The organism is Actinosynnema sp. NPDC091369, assembly GCF_044757065.1.
Lineage (GTDB): Bacteria > Actinomycetota > Actinomycetes > Mycobacteriales > Pseudonocardiaceae > Actinosynnema.
Map to the genome: position 1 here is coordinate 1 of NZ_JBIVUG010000018.1, position 16,221 is coordinate 16,221.

The 16,221-nt window shown below is 72.0% G+C and carries 7 protein-coding genes and 2 pseudogenes; 7 read left to right on the forward strand and 2 right to left on the reverse strand.

What is annotated here, in order from left to right:
* Nucleotides 1–220 (reverse strand): annotated as a pseudogene (locus tag ACIQMJ_RS37605) (hypothetical protein); the annotation flags it as partial.
* Nucleotides 221–647: 427 nt separating this feature from the next.
* Between ACIQMJ_RS37605 and ACIQMJ_RS37610 the strand changes: the two are divergent.
* From ACIQMJ_RS37610 to cutA, 7 genes and pseudogenes are all read left to right on the forward strand, one after another.
* Nucleotides 648–2,483: pseudogene (locus ACIQMJ_RS37610) on the forward strand (glycoside hydrolase family 3 protein); the annotation flags it as partial.
* Nucleotides 2,484–2,597: 114 nt separating this feature from the next.
* Nucleotides 2,598–2,885, forward strand: a complete 288-nt coding sequence (locus ACIQMJ_RS37615; protein ID WP_499765874.1) for a cellulose binding domain-containing protein — start codon at nt 2,598–2,600, stop codon at nt 2,883–2,885.
* A gap of 215 nt (nt 2,886–3,100) precedes the next feature.
* On the forward strand, nt 3,101–6,043 hold the full coding sequence (locus ACIQMJ_RS37620; protein WP_499765789.1) for a glycoside hydrolase family 9 protein: 2,943 nt from the start codon (nt 3,101–3,103) through the stop codon (nt 6,041–6,043).
* Nucleotides 6,044–6,158: 115 nt separating this feature from the next.
* Complete coding sequence (locus ACIQMJ_RS37625; RefSeq protein WP_499765790.1) at nt 6,159–9,095, forward strand: glycoside hydrolase family 48 protein; 2,937 nt, start codon at nt 6,159–6,161, stop codon at nt 9,093–9,095.
* Nucleotides 9,096–9,364: 269 nt separating this feature from the next.
* On the forward strand, nt 9,365–11,899 hold the full coding sequence (locus ACIQMJ_RS37630) for a beta-glucosidase family protein (RefSeq protein ID WP_499765791.1): 2,535 nt from the start codon (nt 9,365–9,367) through the stop codon (nt 11,897–11,899).
* A gap of 1 nt (nt 11,900) precedes the next feature.
* Nucleotides 11,901–12,899: a LacI family DNA-binding transcriptional regulator gene (locus ACIQMJ_RS37635; protein WP_499765792.1), complete on the forward strand. Its 999-nt coding sequence runs from the start codon at nt 11,901–11,903 to the stop codon at nt 12,897–12,899.
* Nucleotides 12,900–12,968: 69 nt separating this feature from the next.
* Nucleotides 12,969–13,292, forward strand: a complete 324-nt coding sequence (gene cutA, locus ACIQMJ_RS37640) for a divalent-cation tolerance protein CutA (protein ID WP_499765793.1) — start codon at nt 12,969–12,971, stop codon at nt 13,290–13,292.
* Nucleotides 13,293–13,512: 220 nt separating this feature from the next.
* Here cutA and ACIQMJ_RS37645 read toward each other — a convergent pair whose 3' ends face one another.
* On the reverse strand, nt 13,513–16,152 hold the full coding sequence (locus tag ACIQMJ_RS37645) for an FAD-binding and (Fe-S)-binding domain-containing protein (RefSeq protein WP_499765794.1): 2,640 nt from the start codon (nt 16,150–16,152) through the stop codon (nt 13,513–13,515).
* Between the last annotated feature and the right edge of the window lie 69 nt (nt 16,153–16,221).

Sequence of the window (16,221 nt, forward strand, 5' to 3'; positions counted from 1 at the left end):
AATCACCGGGATTGGCCGCGACCCACCTCGCACTCGACGTGTTCGGGTCGACGTAGAACGCGGAGTCGGCCGCCTGCGCGGTCGTCGCGCCGCCGCCGAGGACCAGGGCCACCGCACTGGCCACCAACGCGCCGGACAGCGCGCCGGCCGTCGCCAGCCTGGCCTTGTGGCGCGGTTCGTGGGTCGGGTGGCCGGGGCCGTGGGCGTCGTGTGCTCGCATCGGGTCCTCGCAGCGTCGGTGCTGAACGGGGGCTGACTTGACCTGGGAGCGCTCCCAGGTGGCAGGACTGTAGCCAGTGGGAAACGGTGAAGAAAAGAGGCCGTGATCGGCCGGTAGCTCACGATGGTTTATACGGTCCGTGAAGAAAACGCCGGATGAACCGCACCTGAGACCGGTCGCCTGCCGATGAACGCGGTGTTCGCCACCGTCGGTCACATTTTTTGGCCTGCGCTGGTCCGATCGGGTGAGTGAGATCCGGGTCACGGCGCGTTCGAAGTTGATGTCGAAAAAGTTGTCGAATTACGCTGTGCGGTCGCGGTGGCGCTGCTCCGAAAAGCGCAAGTCTGGTGCTTTAAACCGGACATTCCTAGTCTGGGAACGCTCCCAGCCCATTCTCGGGCCCTGTTCCCGACCCGGAGGCACCGCAATGACGCGCACTCCCTCCCGACCCGTCGCGGTGGCCGCGACGACGGCCCTGCTGGCCGCCGTCGCCCTCGCCGCCACCGTGCTCGTGCCGCACCTGCGGCCCGTGGCCACCGCCCAGGTGGCGGCCCAGGCCGACCCGAGGGTCGAGCAGCTGCTCGCCCGGATGTCGCTGGACGACAAGGTCGGCCAGATGACCCAGGTCGACCGCGGCGCGCTCAAGTCGACCTCGGACCTGGCCGCCTACCGGATCGGCTCGGTGCTGTCCGGCGGCGGTTCCGCGCCGGCCACCAACACGCCCCAGGCTTGGGCCGACATGTACGACGGCTTCCAGCGCGCGGCGATGGCCACGCCGCTGGGCATCCCGCTGATCTACGGCGTGGACGCGGTGCACGGGCACAACAACGTGCGCGGCGCGACGATCTTCCCGCACAACATCGGCTTGGGCGCCACGCGCGACCCGGAGCTGGTCGAGCGCATCGGCGAGGCGACCGCGAAGGAGGTCGCGGGCACCGGCATCGACTGGAACTTCGCGCCCTGCCTGTGCGTGGCGCGCGACGACCGGTGGGGCCGCACCTACGAGTCGTTCGGCGAGGTGCCGGAGATCCCCACCGCGATGACCAGCTACATCGACGGCCTCCAGGGCGCGACCCTCGGCGGCACGCCCAGCTCCGTGCTCGCCACGGCCAAGCACTTCATCGGCGACGGCGGCACCGAGGGCGGTGACGACCAGGGCGACGCGCGGATCAGCGAGCAGGAGCTGCGCTCGGTGCACCTGCCGCCGTTCAAGGCGGCCGTGGACCGGGGCGTCGGCTCGGTGATGATCTCCTACAGCAGCTGGAACGGCGTCAAGGCGCACGGCCACCGCTACCTGATCACCGACCTGCTCAAGACCGAGCTGGGCTTCACCGGGTTCGTGGTCTCCGACTGGGCGGGGATCGACCAGCTCGACGGCGCGACCGGGTTCACCGGCGCCGAGGTCGCCGCCGCGGTCAACGCGGGCATCGACATGGTCATGGTGCCGACCGACTACCAGCGGTTCACCAGCCTGCTCAAGGGCGAGGTGCAGGCCGGACGCGTGAGCACGGCCCGGATCGACGACGCCAACCGCCGCATCCTGACCAAGAAGTTCGAGCTCGGCCTGTTCGAGCGCCCGCTCACCGACCGGTCGCTGACCTCGACGGTCGGCTCGGCCGCGCACCGCGACCTGGCCCGCCAGGCGGTGCGGCAGTCGCAGGTGCTGCTGCGCAACGACGGCGTGCTGCCGCTGCGCAAGTCCGGCAAGTACTTCGTGGCGGGCAAGTCGGCCGACAACATCGGCTACCAGAGCGGCGGTTGGACGATCTCGTGGCAGGGCGGCAGCGGCAACGTCACCCCCGGCACGACGATCCTCCAGGGCATCCGCGACCTGGTCGGCTCCGGCGCGTCGATCACCCACGACCGGTACGGCGCGGGGGTGGACGGCTCGTACACCGCGGCCATCGCGGTGGTGGGGGAGACCCCGTACGCCGAGGGCCAGGGTGACCGGCCGTACGGCCTGGGCCTGGACCGCGAGGACCTGGAGACGATCAACCGGCTGCGGTCGGCGGGCGTCCCGGTGGTCGTCGTGCTGGTGTCGGGGCGTCCGATGGACATCGCGAACCAGGTGGGCGACTGGGACGCGCTGCTCGCGTCGTGGCTGCCCGGCACCGAGGGCCGCGGCGTGGCCGACGTGCTCTTCGGCGACCACAACCCGACCGGCAAGCTGCCCGTGACCTGGATGACCAGTGGCTCGCAGCAGCCGATCAACGCCGGTGACGGCAAGGCGGCCCTGTACCCGCTCGGGTTCGGCCTGAGCTACAGCCCGACCACGACCACCAGCACGACGACCAGCACCACCACCACGACGACAACCACCACCACGACTACGAGCACCACCACCACCACGACCACCGCGCCACCGCCCGGCGGCTGCGTGGCCACCGCCCGCGTCACGTCCTCCTGGCAGGGCGGGTTCCAGGCCGACGTGACCGTCACCAACACCGGCACCGCCCGGCTCAACGGCTGGACGGTCACCTGGGCGAAGTCCGGCGACCAGGCGATCACCTCGCTCTGGAACGGCAAGCTGACCCAGGCCGGCACGTCGGTGTCCGTGGACGACGTCGGCTGGAACGGCACGCTCGCCCCCGGCGCTTCGGGGTCCTTCGGGTACACCGCGAGCGGCCCGGCGTCCACGCCCGAGCTGACCTGCCGGGCGAGGTAGCACCGCGCCGTGGTCACTTTCTGGGAGCGCTCCCCCACGCTGGGTCATTCGGCTCAGCGCGTGCCGTCGTTCGGCCCAGAGGCGGAACGCCTCGAAGCCCAACTTGTCAAGCCTTTGTGGCTGAACCCTCTTTTCACGGTGTTTCGATGCCGTTACAGTCCCCGACTGGGAGCGCTCCCAGAAACCTCCACCGCCCTGCCCCTCGGAGGCACCGCATGCGACGACGCATGTCCGGAGCACTGGCCGGCACACTCGCTGTGCTGGTCAGCGCCTTGACGCTGACCCCGTTCCAGCCGTCCGCGACGGCCGCGCCCGCGTTCAACTACGGCGAGGCCCTCCAGAAGTCGATCTGGTTCTACGACGCCCAGCGGTCCGGCGACCTGCCCGCGGACAACCGGGTGAACTGGCGCGGCGACTCGGCGTTGCGCGACGGCAGCGACGTGGGCCTGGACCTCTCGGGCGGCTTCTACGACGCGGGTGACCACGTCAAGTTCGGCCTCCCGTTCGGTGCCACGATGACGATGCTGGCGTGGGGCGCGGTGGAGAACCGCGCGGCCTACGAGAGCTCGGGCCAGCTGCGGCACCTGATGGCCAACCTCAAGTGGGGCACGGACTGGATCATCAAGGCGCACCCGTCCGCGAACGTGGTGTACGGCCAGGTCGGCAAGGGCGACGACGACCACAAGTGGTGGGGCGCGGCCGAGGTCATGCAGATGGCCCGCCCGGCGTACAAGGTGGACGCCTCCTGCCCCGGCTCCGACCTCGCGGGCGAGTACGCGGCGGCGATGGCGTCGGCCTCGATGGTGTTCAAGGCGACCGACCCGACCTACTCGGCCACGTTGCTGACCCACGCCAAGCAGCTCTACAGCTTCGCCGACACCTACCGAGGCAAGTACAGCTCCTGCATCACCGACTCGGCGAACTTCTACAACTCCTGGAGCGGCTACCAGGACGAGCTCGTGTGGGGCGCGATCTGGCTCTACCGCGCCACCGGTGACGCGAGCTACCTGGCCAAGGCCAAGGCGGAGTACCCCAAGCTGTCCACCGAGCCGCAGACCACCACGCGCTCGTACCGCTGGACCATCGCGTGGGACGACAAGTCCTACGGCGCCTACGCGCTGCTGGCCAAGCTGACCGGGGAAGCCGAGTACGTCGCCGACGCCAACCGGTGGCTGGACTACTGGACCACCGGCTACAACGGCAACCGGGTGCGGTACTCGCCGGGCGGCCAGGCGCACCTCGACACCTGGGGCTCGCTGCGGTACGCGGCCAACACCGCGTTCGTCGCGCTGGTCTACAGCGACTGGCTGCGCGACCGCGACGCCGCCAAGGCGGCCACCTACCACGACTTCGGCGTGCGGCAGATCAACTACGCGCTCGGCGACAACCCGCGCAGCGCCAGCTACGTCGTCGGCTTCGGCGCCAACCCGCCGCGCAACCCGCACCACCGCACCGCGCACGGCGCGTGGGCCGACACCATGCAGGACCCCGTGACCAGCAGGCACGTCCTGTACGGCGCGCTGGTCGGCGGCCCCGGCACGAACAACGACGCCTACAAGGACGACCGCACCGACTTCGTCGCCAACGAGGTCGCGCTGGACTACAACGCCGGCTTCACCGGCGCGCTGGCCCGGCTCTACCAGGAGTACGGCGGCACGCCGCTGGCCAACTTCCCGGTCGCGGAGGCCACCGACGGCCCCGAGCTGACCGTGCAGGCTTCGGTCAACCAGAGCGCGACCGGCTTCACCGAGATCAAGGCGTTCGTCCTCAACAAGACCGCGTGGCCCGCCCGGATGTTCAACGGCTCGCTGCGCTACTACTTCACCCTCGACGGCGCCACCACGCCGGACCAGATCACCGTCACCACCAACTACAACCAGTGCGGCACGCCGAGCGCGCCCAAGCAGCACAGCGGCTCGGTGTACTACGTGGACGTGCCGTGCCCCGGCGTGTACCCGGGCGGCCAGTCCGCGCACAAGCACGAGGTGCAGTTCCGCATCACCAGCGCCGGCTCCTGGGACCCCTCGAACGACTGGTCTTTCGAGGGCCTGGGCACGGGCAACACCGTCGCGCTGACCGACCGCCTGGTGCTCGTGCAGGACGGCGCGGTGCAGTGGGGCAAGGAGCCCGGTCCGGCGGTGGTGGACCGCGAGGCGCCCACCGTCCCCACCGGGCTGCGGGCGGTCACCGGTCCGAACAACACCTTCACCCTGGGCTGGAACGCCTCCACCGACAACGTCGGGGTGGCCGGCTACGACGTGCTGCGGGCGGACGGCACAGTCGTAGGTGCCACGGCCACCCCGACGTTCCCCCTCTCCGGTCTCGCGCCCGGCTCGCACTCCTTCTCGGTGCGGGCCAAGGACGCGGCGGGCAACGCGTCGGCGGCGAGCACGCCGATCGTGATCACCGTGGCGGACAACGGCGACCGCGAGGCGCCGACCGTCCCGGGTGGACTGGCGGCCTCCGCGATCACCAGCACCGGCGCGACGATCACCTGGACCGCCTCCACCGACAACAACGCCGTGGTGGGCTACGACATCCTGCGCCCGGACGGCACGGTCGCGGCCACCACGACCGGGGTGAGCCACCAGCTGACCGGCCTCACCGCCGATACCGCGTACACCTTCGCCGTCCGCGCCCGCGACGCCGCCGGCAACGTCTCCGCGGCGAGCACCGCGGTCACGTTCCGCACGACGACCGGCGGCCCGACCGGCCCGATCGCCGTGCAGCAGCGCGGCAGCGGCTCGGCCTCGGCCAACCAGATCGGCGCGACGCTGGCGGTGGTCAACCGCGGCACGGCGGCGGTCGACCGGTCCGCGATCACCCTCCGGTACTGGTTCACCGGCGACACGGCGAACGCCAACTACCAGGTGTTCTGCGACTGGGCGGTGGTCGGTTGCGCCAACGTGCGCGCCACCGTGGTGAAGCTGCCCAACGCCCGGCCGGGGGCGGACGCCTACCTCCAGGTGTCGTTCGCCGCGGGCACGCTCGCCGCGGGCGCGAGCACCGGCGACATCCAGCTGCGGGTGGCCAAGTCCGACTGGTCGACCTTCAACCAGGCCGACGACCACAGCTACCGGGTCAGCGCGACCCTCACCGACTTCGACCGGGTGACCGCCTACACCGGCGGTTCCCTCACCTGGGGCACCGAGCCCTAGCACCAGTCTCGGCACGGGGCGTTCTGCGCGCCCAGGCGTCCCGTGCCGACTCCACTCTCCGCCACGCCGCTTCAAGCTCGCGGGTCAATGGCTGATCCGTGCAGGAGGAGGACGCATGAGGTACCGCACCAGAGCGGGACGGTTGCGCACCGGTCCGCTCGCGCTGATAGCCGCGGCGGCGACCGCCGCGGGTGTTATGCCGTTCGTCGCGCCGGTGGCGAACGCAGCCGTGGCCTGTACGGTCAACTACCAGGTCACCAACCAGTGGCAGGGTGGCTTCGGCGCCAACGTGTCGATCCGCAACGAGGGTGACGCGGTCAACAACTGGCGCCTCACGTGGACCTTCCCGGACGGCCAGCGCGTGCAGCAGGGCTGGAACGGCACGTTCTCGCAGAGCGGCAGCGTCGTCACGGTGGCCGCGCCGAGCTGGTCGCCGAACCTGGGCACGGGCGCCAGCGTCACGCCCGGCTTCAACGGCTCGTGGACCGGCCAGAACCGGCCGCCCACGGACTTCGCCCTCAACGGCACCCGGTGCACCGGTCCGAACGTCAACGCCAACCCGACGGTGTCGTTGACCTCGCCGACCACGGCGCAGTCGTTCCAGGTCGGCCAGGCGGTCCCGCTGGCGGCCACCGCGGCCGACTCCGACGGCACCGTCGCCAAGGTCGAGTTCCTGGCCGACGGCGTGGTCGTCGCGACCGACACGAGCGCCCCGTACACGGGCTCGTGGACCGGCGCGGCCGTGGGTGAGCACGCGATCGTCGCCCGCGCCACCGACGACAAGGGCGGCATCGGCAACTCCAGCATCGCCAGCATCCGCGTCATCGCGGGCCAGGCGATCCAGGTCAGCCCGCCGTCGCTGAGCGTGCGGCAGGGCGGCACCGGCACCTTCGGCGTCTCGCTGGCCACCGCGCCGACCGCGAACGTGACGGTCGCCGTGGCGCGTTCGGCCGGCAGCACCGACCTCACGGCCGGTCCCGCGTCGCTGACGTTCACGCCGAGCAACTGGGCGACCAAGCAGAACGTCACGGTCACCTCGGCGGCCAACGGCGGCGAGCTGGCCACGGCCACGTTCACCGCGAGCGCCACCGGTGTGACGGCGGCGTCGGTGGAGGTCAAGGAGACCAGCGCCGACACCTCGACGTTCGAGCAGGAGTTCCTGGACCTCTACGCCAAGATCAACGACCCGGCGAGCGGCTACTTCCGCACCTTCTCCGATGGCCTGAAGGTGCCGTACCACTCGATCGAGACGCTGATGGTCGAGGCGCCGGACCACGGTCACCAGACCACGTCCGAGGCGTTCAGCTACTACCTGTGGCTCGAGGCCAGCTACGGCAAGATCGTGGGTGACTGGGCGCCGTTCAAGAAGGCTTGGGCGTCGATGGAGAAGTACATCATCCCGGCCAAGGTCGACCAGCCGACCAACGACAAGTACGACGCGTCCAAGCCCGCGACGTACGCGCCCGAGCACCCGCGGATGGACCAGTACCCGTCGGTGCTGGACTCCGGCGTGCCGGTGGGTCGCGACCCGATCGCGGCCGAGCTGAAGGCCGCCTACGGCAACAGCGACATCTACGGCATGCACTGGCTCCTCGACGTTGACAACACCTACGGCTTCGGCCGGTGCGGCGACGAGTCCGACGCGGCGCCCGCGTACATCAACACCTACCAGCGCGGTTCGTCGGAGTCGGTGTGGGAGACCATCCCGCAGCCGTCCTGCGACACCTTCGCGCACGGTGGCCCCAACGGCTTCCTCGACCTGTTCACCAAGGACGCCAGCTACGCCAAGCAGTGGAAGTACACCAACGCCCCGGACGCCGACGCGCGTGCGGTGCAGGTGGCCATGCTGGCGCAGGAGTGGGCGACCGAGCAGGGCAAGGCGACCGAGATCGCGCCCGAGCTGGAGAAGGCCGCCAAGATGGGCGACTACCTCCGCTACGCCATGTTCGACAAGTACTTCAAGAAGATCGGCAACTGCACCAGCCCCAGCTGCGCGGCCGGCACCGGCAAGGACAGCGCGCACTACCTGATGTCCTGGTACTACGCCTGGGGTGGCGCGACCGACACGTCGGCCGGGTGGGCGTGGCGCATCGGTGACGGCGCCTCGCACCAGGGCTACCAGAACCCGCTGGCGGCCTACGCGCTGGCCAACGTGCCCGCGTTGAAGCCGAAGTCGACCACCGGCCAGCAGGACTGGGCCACGTCGATGACCCGGCAGCTGGAGCTGCTGCAGTGGCTGCAGTCCGCCGACGGCGCCATCGCCGGTGGTGTGACGAACAGCTGGGAGGGCCAGTACGCCGCACCGCCGTCGGGCACGCCGACGTTCTACGGCATGTACTACGACCCGCACCCGGTGTGGCGCGACCCGCCGTCGAACCGCTGGTTCGGCTTCCAGGCGTGGCAGATGGAGCGCACGGCGGCCCTGTACGAGAAGACGGGCAACGCGGCGGCCAAGAAGATCCTCGACAAGTGGGTCCCCTGGGCGATCGCGAACACCACCGTCGGCACCGGCGGCCAGTTCCAGATCCCGTCGGACCTGGAGTGGACCGGCGCGCCGGACAACTGGAACGCCACCAGCCCCGGCGCCAACGCGAACCTGCGCGTCACGGTGCTCAACCACAGCCAGGACGTCGGCATCGCCGCGTCCTACGCCAAGACGCTCCTCAACTACGCGGCCAAGTCGGGCAACGCCCAGGCGAAGACCGTCGGTGAGGGCCTGTTGACGGCGCTGCTGGCGCACAAGGACGACAAGGGCATCTCGGTGCCGGAGGAGCGCAAGGACTACAACCGCTTCGACGACGTCTACAACTCGACGACGCGCGAGGGTCCGTACGTTCCGTCGGGCTGGTCGGGCGACATGCCCAACGGCGACCAGATCAAGCCCGGTGTGTCCTTCGTGGACATCCGCTCGATGTTCAAGCAGGACAAGGACTGGCCGAAGGTCCAGGCGTACCTGGACGGCGGCCCCGCGCCGACCTTCACCTACCACCGGTTCTGGGCGCAAGCTGAGATCGCCACGGCGTTCCAGCTGCACGTGGAGCTGTTCGGGTAGACCGAAGAAGGTCGCCGGCACCCCCCTCACGACGTGGTGAGGGGGGTGTTCGGCGTGTCGTGGAACGTCTCGACAATCGATTGTGCTCGACGTGGACTTCGCCGGTGGCACAACTCCGGAACTTCGGTGTTGACGCCGGTGAGAGAGCTGTGCCACATTTCTGGCACCCCGCCAGCTGACTCCGGTCGGCGCCGTTGTCGCAGCGATCGAAACGATTCGATTCAGTGAGCTGCACCTTCGAACAATTCGACGACCGCGAGAGGTGTGCCGTGGACCCGCTGCCGTTCCGAGATCCGGGTCTGCCGGTCGAGGACAGGGTGACCGACCTGCTCGGCCGGCTGACCGACGAGGAGAAGGTGGCGCTGCTGCACCAGCACCAGCCGCCCGTGCCGCGGTTGGGCCTGGCGGGGTTCCACACGGGCATGGAAGCGGTGCACGGCGTGGCGTGGCTGGGTCCGGCCACGGTGTTCCCGCAGCCGGTCGGGCTGGCCTCGTCGTGGGACACCGACCTGGTGCGGCGGGTCGGCGAGGCGGTCGGCGTCGAGGCGCGGGGCTTCCACCACCGCGACCCGGTGGCGCACGGGCTGAACGTGTGGGCGCCGGTGGTGAACCCGTTGCGCGACCCGCGGTGGGGCCGCAACGAGGAGGGCTATTCCGAGGACCCGACGGTGACCGCGGCGATGGGCACGGCGTACGCGACGGGATTGCGCGGCGACCACCCGCGCTACCTGCGCACGGCGCCGACGGTGAAGCACTTCCTCGGCTACAACAACGAGGACGACCGCTGCGTCACGTCGTCGGACCTGCGGCCGCGCGTCCTGCACGAGTACGAGCTGCCGTGCTTCCGCGGCCCGGTCGAGGCGGGTGCGGCGGTCGCGGTGATGCCGTCGTACAACCTGGTGAACGGCCGGCCCGCGCACCTGAGCCCGTTGATCGAGCAGGAGCTGCGGACCTGGGCGCCGAACGGGCTCGCGGTCGTCAGCGACGCCTACGCGCCGTCGAACGTGGCCGGGTTGCAGGCGCACCTGCCGACGCACGCCGAGGCGCACGCGGCGATGCTCGAAGCGGGCGTGGACAGCTTCACCGACCAGGACGCCGACCCCTCGCTGACCGTCGAGAGCGTCACCACCGCGATCAAGGACGGCCTGCTGGACCGGTCGGCGGTGGACCGCGCGGTGGGCAACGTGCTGGCGCTGCGGTTCCGGCTCGGCGAGTTCGACCCCGTCGACGACAACCCGTACGCCGCCATCACCTCCGACGTGATCGGCACGCACGGCGAGCTCGCGCTGGAAGCCGCCCGGCAGGCGGTCGTGGTGCTGCGCAACGAGTCCGCGCTGCCGCTGGCGCGCGGCGCGAAGCTCGCGGTGATCGGCACGCACGCCGACGCGCTGTTCGAGGACTGGTACAGCGGCACGCTGCCCTACCAGGTGACCGTGCGGAGGGGGCTGGAGGAGTTCGCCTCCTCGGTCTCCTACGCCGAGGGCGTCGACCGGATCGCGCTGCGCGCGGCGGACGGCCGCTACCTCGGTGTGCGCGGCGGCGTCGTGGGCCTGGGGGAGCGGGCGCTGTTCGACCGCTTCGACTGGGGCGACGGGGTGTGGACGCTGCGCGACGTGGGCTCGCGGCGCTACCTCGGCGTGGCCGAGGACGGCTCGCTGGTCGCCACCGCGACCGCGCCGGGCGGCTGGGACGTGCGGGAGCTGTTCGAGCCGAGGCTGACCGACGCGGGCGTGGTGCTGCGCGACAAGGTCCACGGCGCGGACACCGCTCCGTTCGCGATCGAACGCGTGGTGGACGGCGTCGCCGCGGCGGCCGAGGTGGCGGCGGGGGCCGACACCGCCGTGCTGGTGCTCGGCAACGACCCGCACATCAACGGCCGGGAGACCCAGGACCGCACCACGCTGCGGCTGCCGTCGCTGGACCTGGTGCGCGCGGTCCGCGAGGCCAACCCGAACACGGTGGTGGTGCTGGTGAGCGGCTACCCGTACTCGCTGGACGGCGAGGAGCGGCACCTGCCCGCCGTCGTGTGGACCGCGCACGGCGGTCAGGAGCAGGGCCGGGCGGTCGCGGAGGCGTTGTTCGGCGCGTTCTGCCCGTCGGGCCGGCTCACCCAGACCTGGTACCGCTCCGACGACGACCTGCCGGACATCTTCGACTACGACATCATCCGCGCGGGCGGCACGTACCTGTACTTCACCGGCGAGCCGCTGTTCCCGTTCGGCCACGGGCTGAGCTACACCACGTTCGAGTACTCCGACCTCACGTGGGCCGACGGCGTGGCCGCGGTGTCGGTGACCAACACCGGCGAGGTGGCGGGCGCGGAGGTCGTGCAGCTGTACTCGTCGGCGCTGGACTCGCGGGTGCGCCGGCCGGTGCGCGAGCTCCAGTCGTTCGAGCGGGTGTTCCTCGCGCCGGGTGGGACGGCGGTGGTGCGGCTGCGGACCGACCGGCTGTGGCACTGGGACGTCACGACCGGTCGCCGGGTGGTGGAGGCCGGGCGGTACGAGCTGTGCGCGGGTTCGTCGTCGCGCGACATCCGGTCCCGGCTGGTGGTGGACGTGCCGGGGGAGCGGATCGGGCCGCGGACGGGCCCGTTGGCGGCGGTGGACTTCGACGACTGCGACGGCGTGCGGCTGGTGGACGACGAGGTCGTGTTCACCGGCGAAGGCGCGTGGATCTCGTTCCACGACGTGGCGCCGGGGTCGCGGTCCGCGCCGCCGCCGGGCACCCGGATCTCGTTCGACGGCACGTCGTTGGTGCTCACCGCCCAGACCGCGGGCGTGCGCGTGAAGGAGGTGCGCTGACATGGTCACGATCGCCGATGTGGCCCGGCACGCCGGGGTGGCGCCCAGCACGGTGTCGTACGTGCTGACGGGCCGCCGTTCGATCTCCTCGGCCACCAAGGCGAGGGTCGAGGCGAGCGTGCGGGCGCTGGGCTACCACCCGCACGCGGGCGCCAGGTCCCTGGCCAGCAACCGCGCGAACGTGCTGGCGCTGGTGCTGCCGATGCGCGAGGGCATGCACATGCCGGTGCTGATGCAGTTCGTCGTCGCGGTCGCCAACGCGGCCCGCCGGCACGACCACGACGTGCTGCTGGTGACCGCCGACCAGGGCGCGGCGGGGCTGCGCCGGGTGGCGGGCAGCGCCCAGGTCGACGGGCTGCTGGTGATGGACGTGGAGATGCACGACGAGCGCGTGCCCGTGCTGCGCGACCTGGACCGGCCGTCGGTGCTCATCGGCTTCCCCGCCGACGCGGCCGGGTTGACGTGCGTGGACCTCGACTTCGCCGAGGCGGGCTCGCGGTGCGTGGACCACCTGGCCGACCTGGGCCACACCTACGTGGCGCTGGTCGGCGCGCCCCGCGCGGTCTACCAGCGCGACACCGGTTTCGCGCACCGCACCATGGCGGGGTTCAGCGCGGCGGCGATGCGGCGCGGCGTCTCGTCGACGACGCTGCCGACCGAGACCGACCACGAGTCGGTCCGGGTCGCCATCACCGGCCTGCTCGAACGGCACCCGGCGGTCACGGGCCTGGTGGTGCACAACGAGGCCGCGCTGCCGTCCGTGGTCGAGGTGCTGCGGTCGTTGGGGCGCAAGGTGCCCGACGACATCGCCGTGATCGCGATCTGCCCGGACGACCAGGCCGAACGGCTGATGCCGCCGCTGACCTCGGTGGCGGTGCCGGCCGAGCAGCTCGGCCACCACGCGGTGGCGCTGCTGATGGCCAAGCTCGACCGCACGCCGACACCGCCGCTGACGCTGCTGCCGCCGCGGCTCACCGAACGGGCGAGCACGACCCGCTGACGCCGCGGCTCCCCGGACGGGCGAGCACGAGCCGCCGACCTCCGCTGGCCGGCGGCTACCCTCCGGTGGATGGACGACAACCACGTCGTGGTCATCACCACCACCGACAGCGAGGACGCGGCGGGCGCCTTGGCGAAGGCGATCGTGGAGGCGCGGCTGGCGGCGTGCGTGCAGGTCGGCGGCCCGATCCGGAGCGTGTACCGGTGGGACGGCGAGGTGCACGACGACCGCGAGTGGCAGCTGTGGATCAAGACCGCCTACGACCGGGTGGACGAGCTGACCGAGTTCGTCAAGGCGCGGCACTCCTACGACGTGCCCGAGGTGGTGGCGCTGCCGGTGCTCGGCGGCAACGCCGACTACCTGGCCTGGGTCACCGAGCAGACCCGCCGCTGAGCAGCGCGGTGACCGGCGCGGCACGCGGCGGCCAACCGGGTTCGCGTCCCGGGCGCGCGGCGCGGACCCGTCCCCCGGCAGCACCTGCCACGCCATGGTCACGACCGCCTGCCCACCCTGGTGCCGGAGGTCACCAGGCCCGCCTGGCCACCGGCAACGACGTCCTGCGCGTGCGTGACGGCCGGTTCGCGGAGTACCGGGTCGCGACCTGGACCGGGTCCTAGATCCCCAACCGCCGCCGCACCAGGGTGGCGGTGTGCACGGGCTCCGCGTCGGTGCCGTGGCGGACCTGCGTGCGGCAGCTGAACCCGTCCGCCACGACCGCCGTGCCCCCGTCGGCCGACCGCACGGCCGGGAACAGGGTCTGCTCACCCACCGCCATCGACACGTCGTAGTGCCCGCGCTCGAACCCGAAGTTGCCCGCCAGCCCGCAGCACCCCTCGAGCAGGGACGCGCCCACCCCGGTCTTGGCCAGCAGCTCCCGGTCGGCGTCCAGCCCCAGCTCCGCGTACTGGTGGCAGTGCGGCTGCACGACCGCGCGCCCCTCGCCCGGCACCGGCTCCAGCAGCGGCGAGACGTGCTCGGCGAACGTGCGCACGGACCCGGCCAGCCGCACCACGTCCGGGTCGTCGCCCGCGACCTCCAGCGCGTCGGACCGCAGGAACGCCGTGCAGCTCGGCTCCAGCCCCACCACCGGGACGCCGTCGCGCGTCCACCGCCGCAGCACGCGGGCCGTCCGCCGCACCACCCGCCGCGCCACCCCGAGCTGACCGGTGGAGAACCACGTCAACCCGCAGCACACCGCGCCCTTCGGCACCTCCACCGCCTGCCCGACGTGACCGAGCACCGCCGCCGCGTCGAACCCGATGCCCGGCTCGAAGTGGTTGGTGAACGTGTCCGGGAACAGCAGCACCCGGTCACCGCCGCCGACCGGGGTGAACCGGGACTGGAACGACCGCACCGGCGTCGGCAGCGGCCGTTCCGGCGCGACCCCGCCGAACCGCCCGAACCGCGCCGTCACCGGGTTGACCAGCCGCAGCCGCAGCCACAGCGGCAACCACCCCATCGAGTAGTGCGCCGCCGGCCGGACCCGTCCCCGGTAGTGGTGGTGCAGGAACTCCGCCTTGTAGGTGGCCATGTCCACGTCCACCGGGCAGTCCCGCTTGCACCCCTTGCAGCCCAGGCACAGGTCCAGCGCGTCGCGCACCTCCTCCGACCGCCACCCGCCGCGCACCACCTGCCCGCTCAGCATCTCGAACAGCAGCCGCGCCCGGCCGCGCGTCGAGTGCTTCTCCTCCCTGGTCACCCGGTAGCTCGGGCACATCACCCCGCCGGAGGTGTTCAGGCACTTGCCCACGCCCACGCACCGCCGCGTCGCCGCCGCCAGGTCGCCGCCGTCGGCGCGCAGCGCGAGCGCCGCCCGGGTCGGGATGACCGGGGGAGCCACCAGCACCCGCAGGTCGTCGTCCAGCTTCGCGGGCGCCACGATCCGGCCGGGGTTCATCAGGTTGCCCGGGTCGAACGCCGCCTTGAACCGCCCGAACGCCTCGATCGCGGCCGGCGGGTACATCCGCGGCAGCAGCTCCGACCGCGCCTGCCCGTCGCCGTGCTCGCCCGACAGCGACCCGCCGTGCGCCACCACCAGGTCCGCCGCGTCCTGGAGGAACGACCGGTGCCCGCGCCGGAAGTCGAAGTCGATCCGCACGTGCAGGCAGCCCTCGCCGTAGTGCCCGTAGGTGATGCCGCGCCGGCCGTGCCCGGCCAGCAGCGCGTCGAACTCCCGCAGGTAGGCCCCCAGCCGCTCGGGCGGCACGGCCGCGTCCTCCCAGCCCGACCACGCCTCGCCGCCGTCGGGCATCCGGGTCGCGAGCCCCGCGCCGTCCTCCCTGACCCGCCACAGCGCGCGCTGCCGTGCCGGGTCGGTCACGACCACGGAGTGCGGCGCGAGCGCGGCGGCCAGGTGCGCGACCGAGTCCTCCGCGGTCTCCACGAACAGCCAGCTCTCGCCGGGCGGCAGCAGCAGCCGCGCGTCGCCCGCCGCCCGCGCCAGCTCCGCGTTCAGCCCCTCGACCGTGAGCACGTCCAGCTCGCGCAGCTGCGGCGCGAGGTCGGCGGCGTCGTACGGGCCGTCGAAGCCGAGCACGGCCAGCACCCGGCGCGGCGGCGCCTGCACCAGCTCCACGGTCGCGCCGAGCACGGTCGCGCACGTGCCCTCCGAGCCGACCAGCGCCCGGGTCAGGTCCGGCAGCGCGTCCAGCCGGTAGCCCGACACCCGCCGGTCCAGCGCGGGGAACCACGACGGGTCCACCGCCGGCAGGTCCAGCGGCGGGGGAGTGCGGGTGTCGAACCGTCGGCCGTCGGCCAGCAGCACGTCGAGCGCGCGCACGTTGTCGCTGGTCTTGCCCCAGGCGACGGAGTGCGCGCCGCACGCGTCGTTGCCGATCATGCCGCCGAGCGTGCAGCGGGAGTGGGTCGACGGGTCGGGGCCGAACACCAGCCCGTGCGGCCGGGCGGCGTCGTTGAGCCGGTCCAGCACCACCCCCGGCTGCACCACCGCGACGCGCTCGACCGGGTCCACCGAGATCACCCGGTCGAGGTACCGGGAGAAGTCGACGACCAGGCCCGCGCCCGCCGAGTTGCCCGCGATCGAGGTGCCCGCGCCCCGGTGCGTGATCGGCACGCCGTGCGCGACGGCCACCCCGACCGCCGCCACCACCCCGTCCACCGACCGCGGCCGCACGACGACGGCCGGCACGTGGCGGTAGTTGGACGCGTCGACGGAGTACAGCGCGCGGTCGCCGGGGGCGGCGAGCACGTCGCCGTCGACCTCGGCGGTGAGTTGTTCGACGAAACCGGTCACCGGCCGATTGTGATCCACCTCCGGCCGATGGTGGCGTACTCCGGGGTACGGGATAGCCTCGCCCGCATC

What these genes read in the sequence shown, in the direction of transcription:
- ACIQMJ_RS37620 (WP_499765789.1), top strand. Translation starts at nt 3,101, where the DNA reads ATGCGACGACGCATGTCCGGAGCACTGGCCGGCACACTCGCTGTGCTG.
- ACIQMJ_RS37625 (WP_499765790.1), top strand. Translation starts at nt 6,159, where the DNA reads ATGAGGTACCGCACCAGAGCGGGACGGTTGCGCACCGGTCCGCTCGCG.
- ACIQMJ_RS37635 (WP_499765792.1), top strand. Translation starts at nt 11,901, where the DNA reads ATGGTCACGATCGCCGATGTGGCCCGGCACGCCGGGGTGGCGCCCAGC.
- cutA (WP_499765793.1), top strand. Translation starts at nt 12,969, where the DNA reads ATGGACGACAACCACGTCGTGGTCATCACCACCACCGACAGCGAGGAC.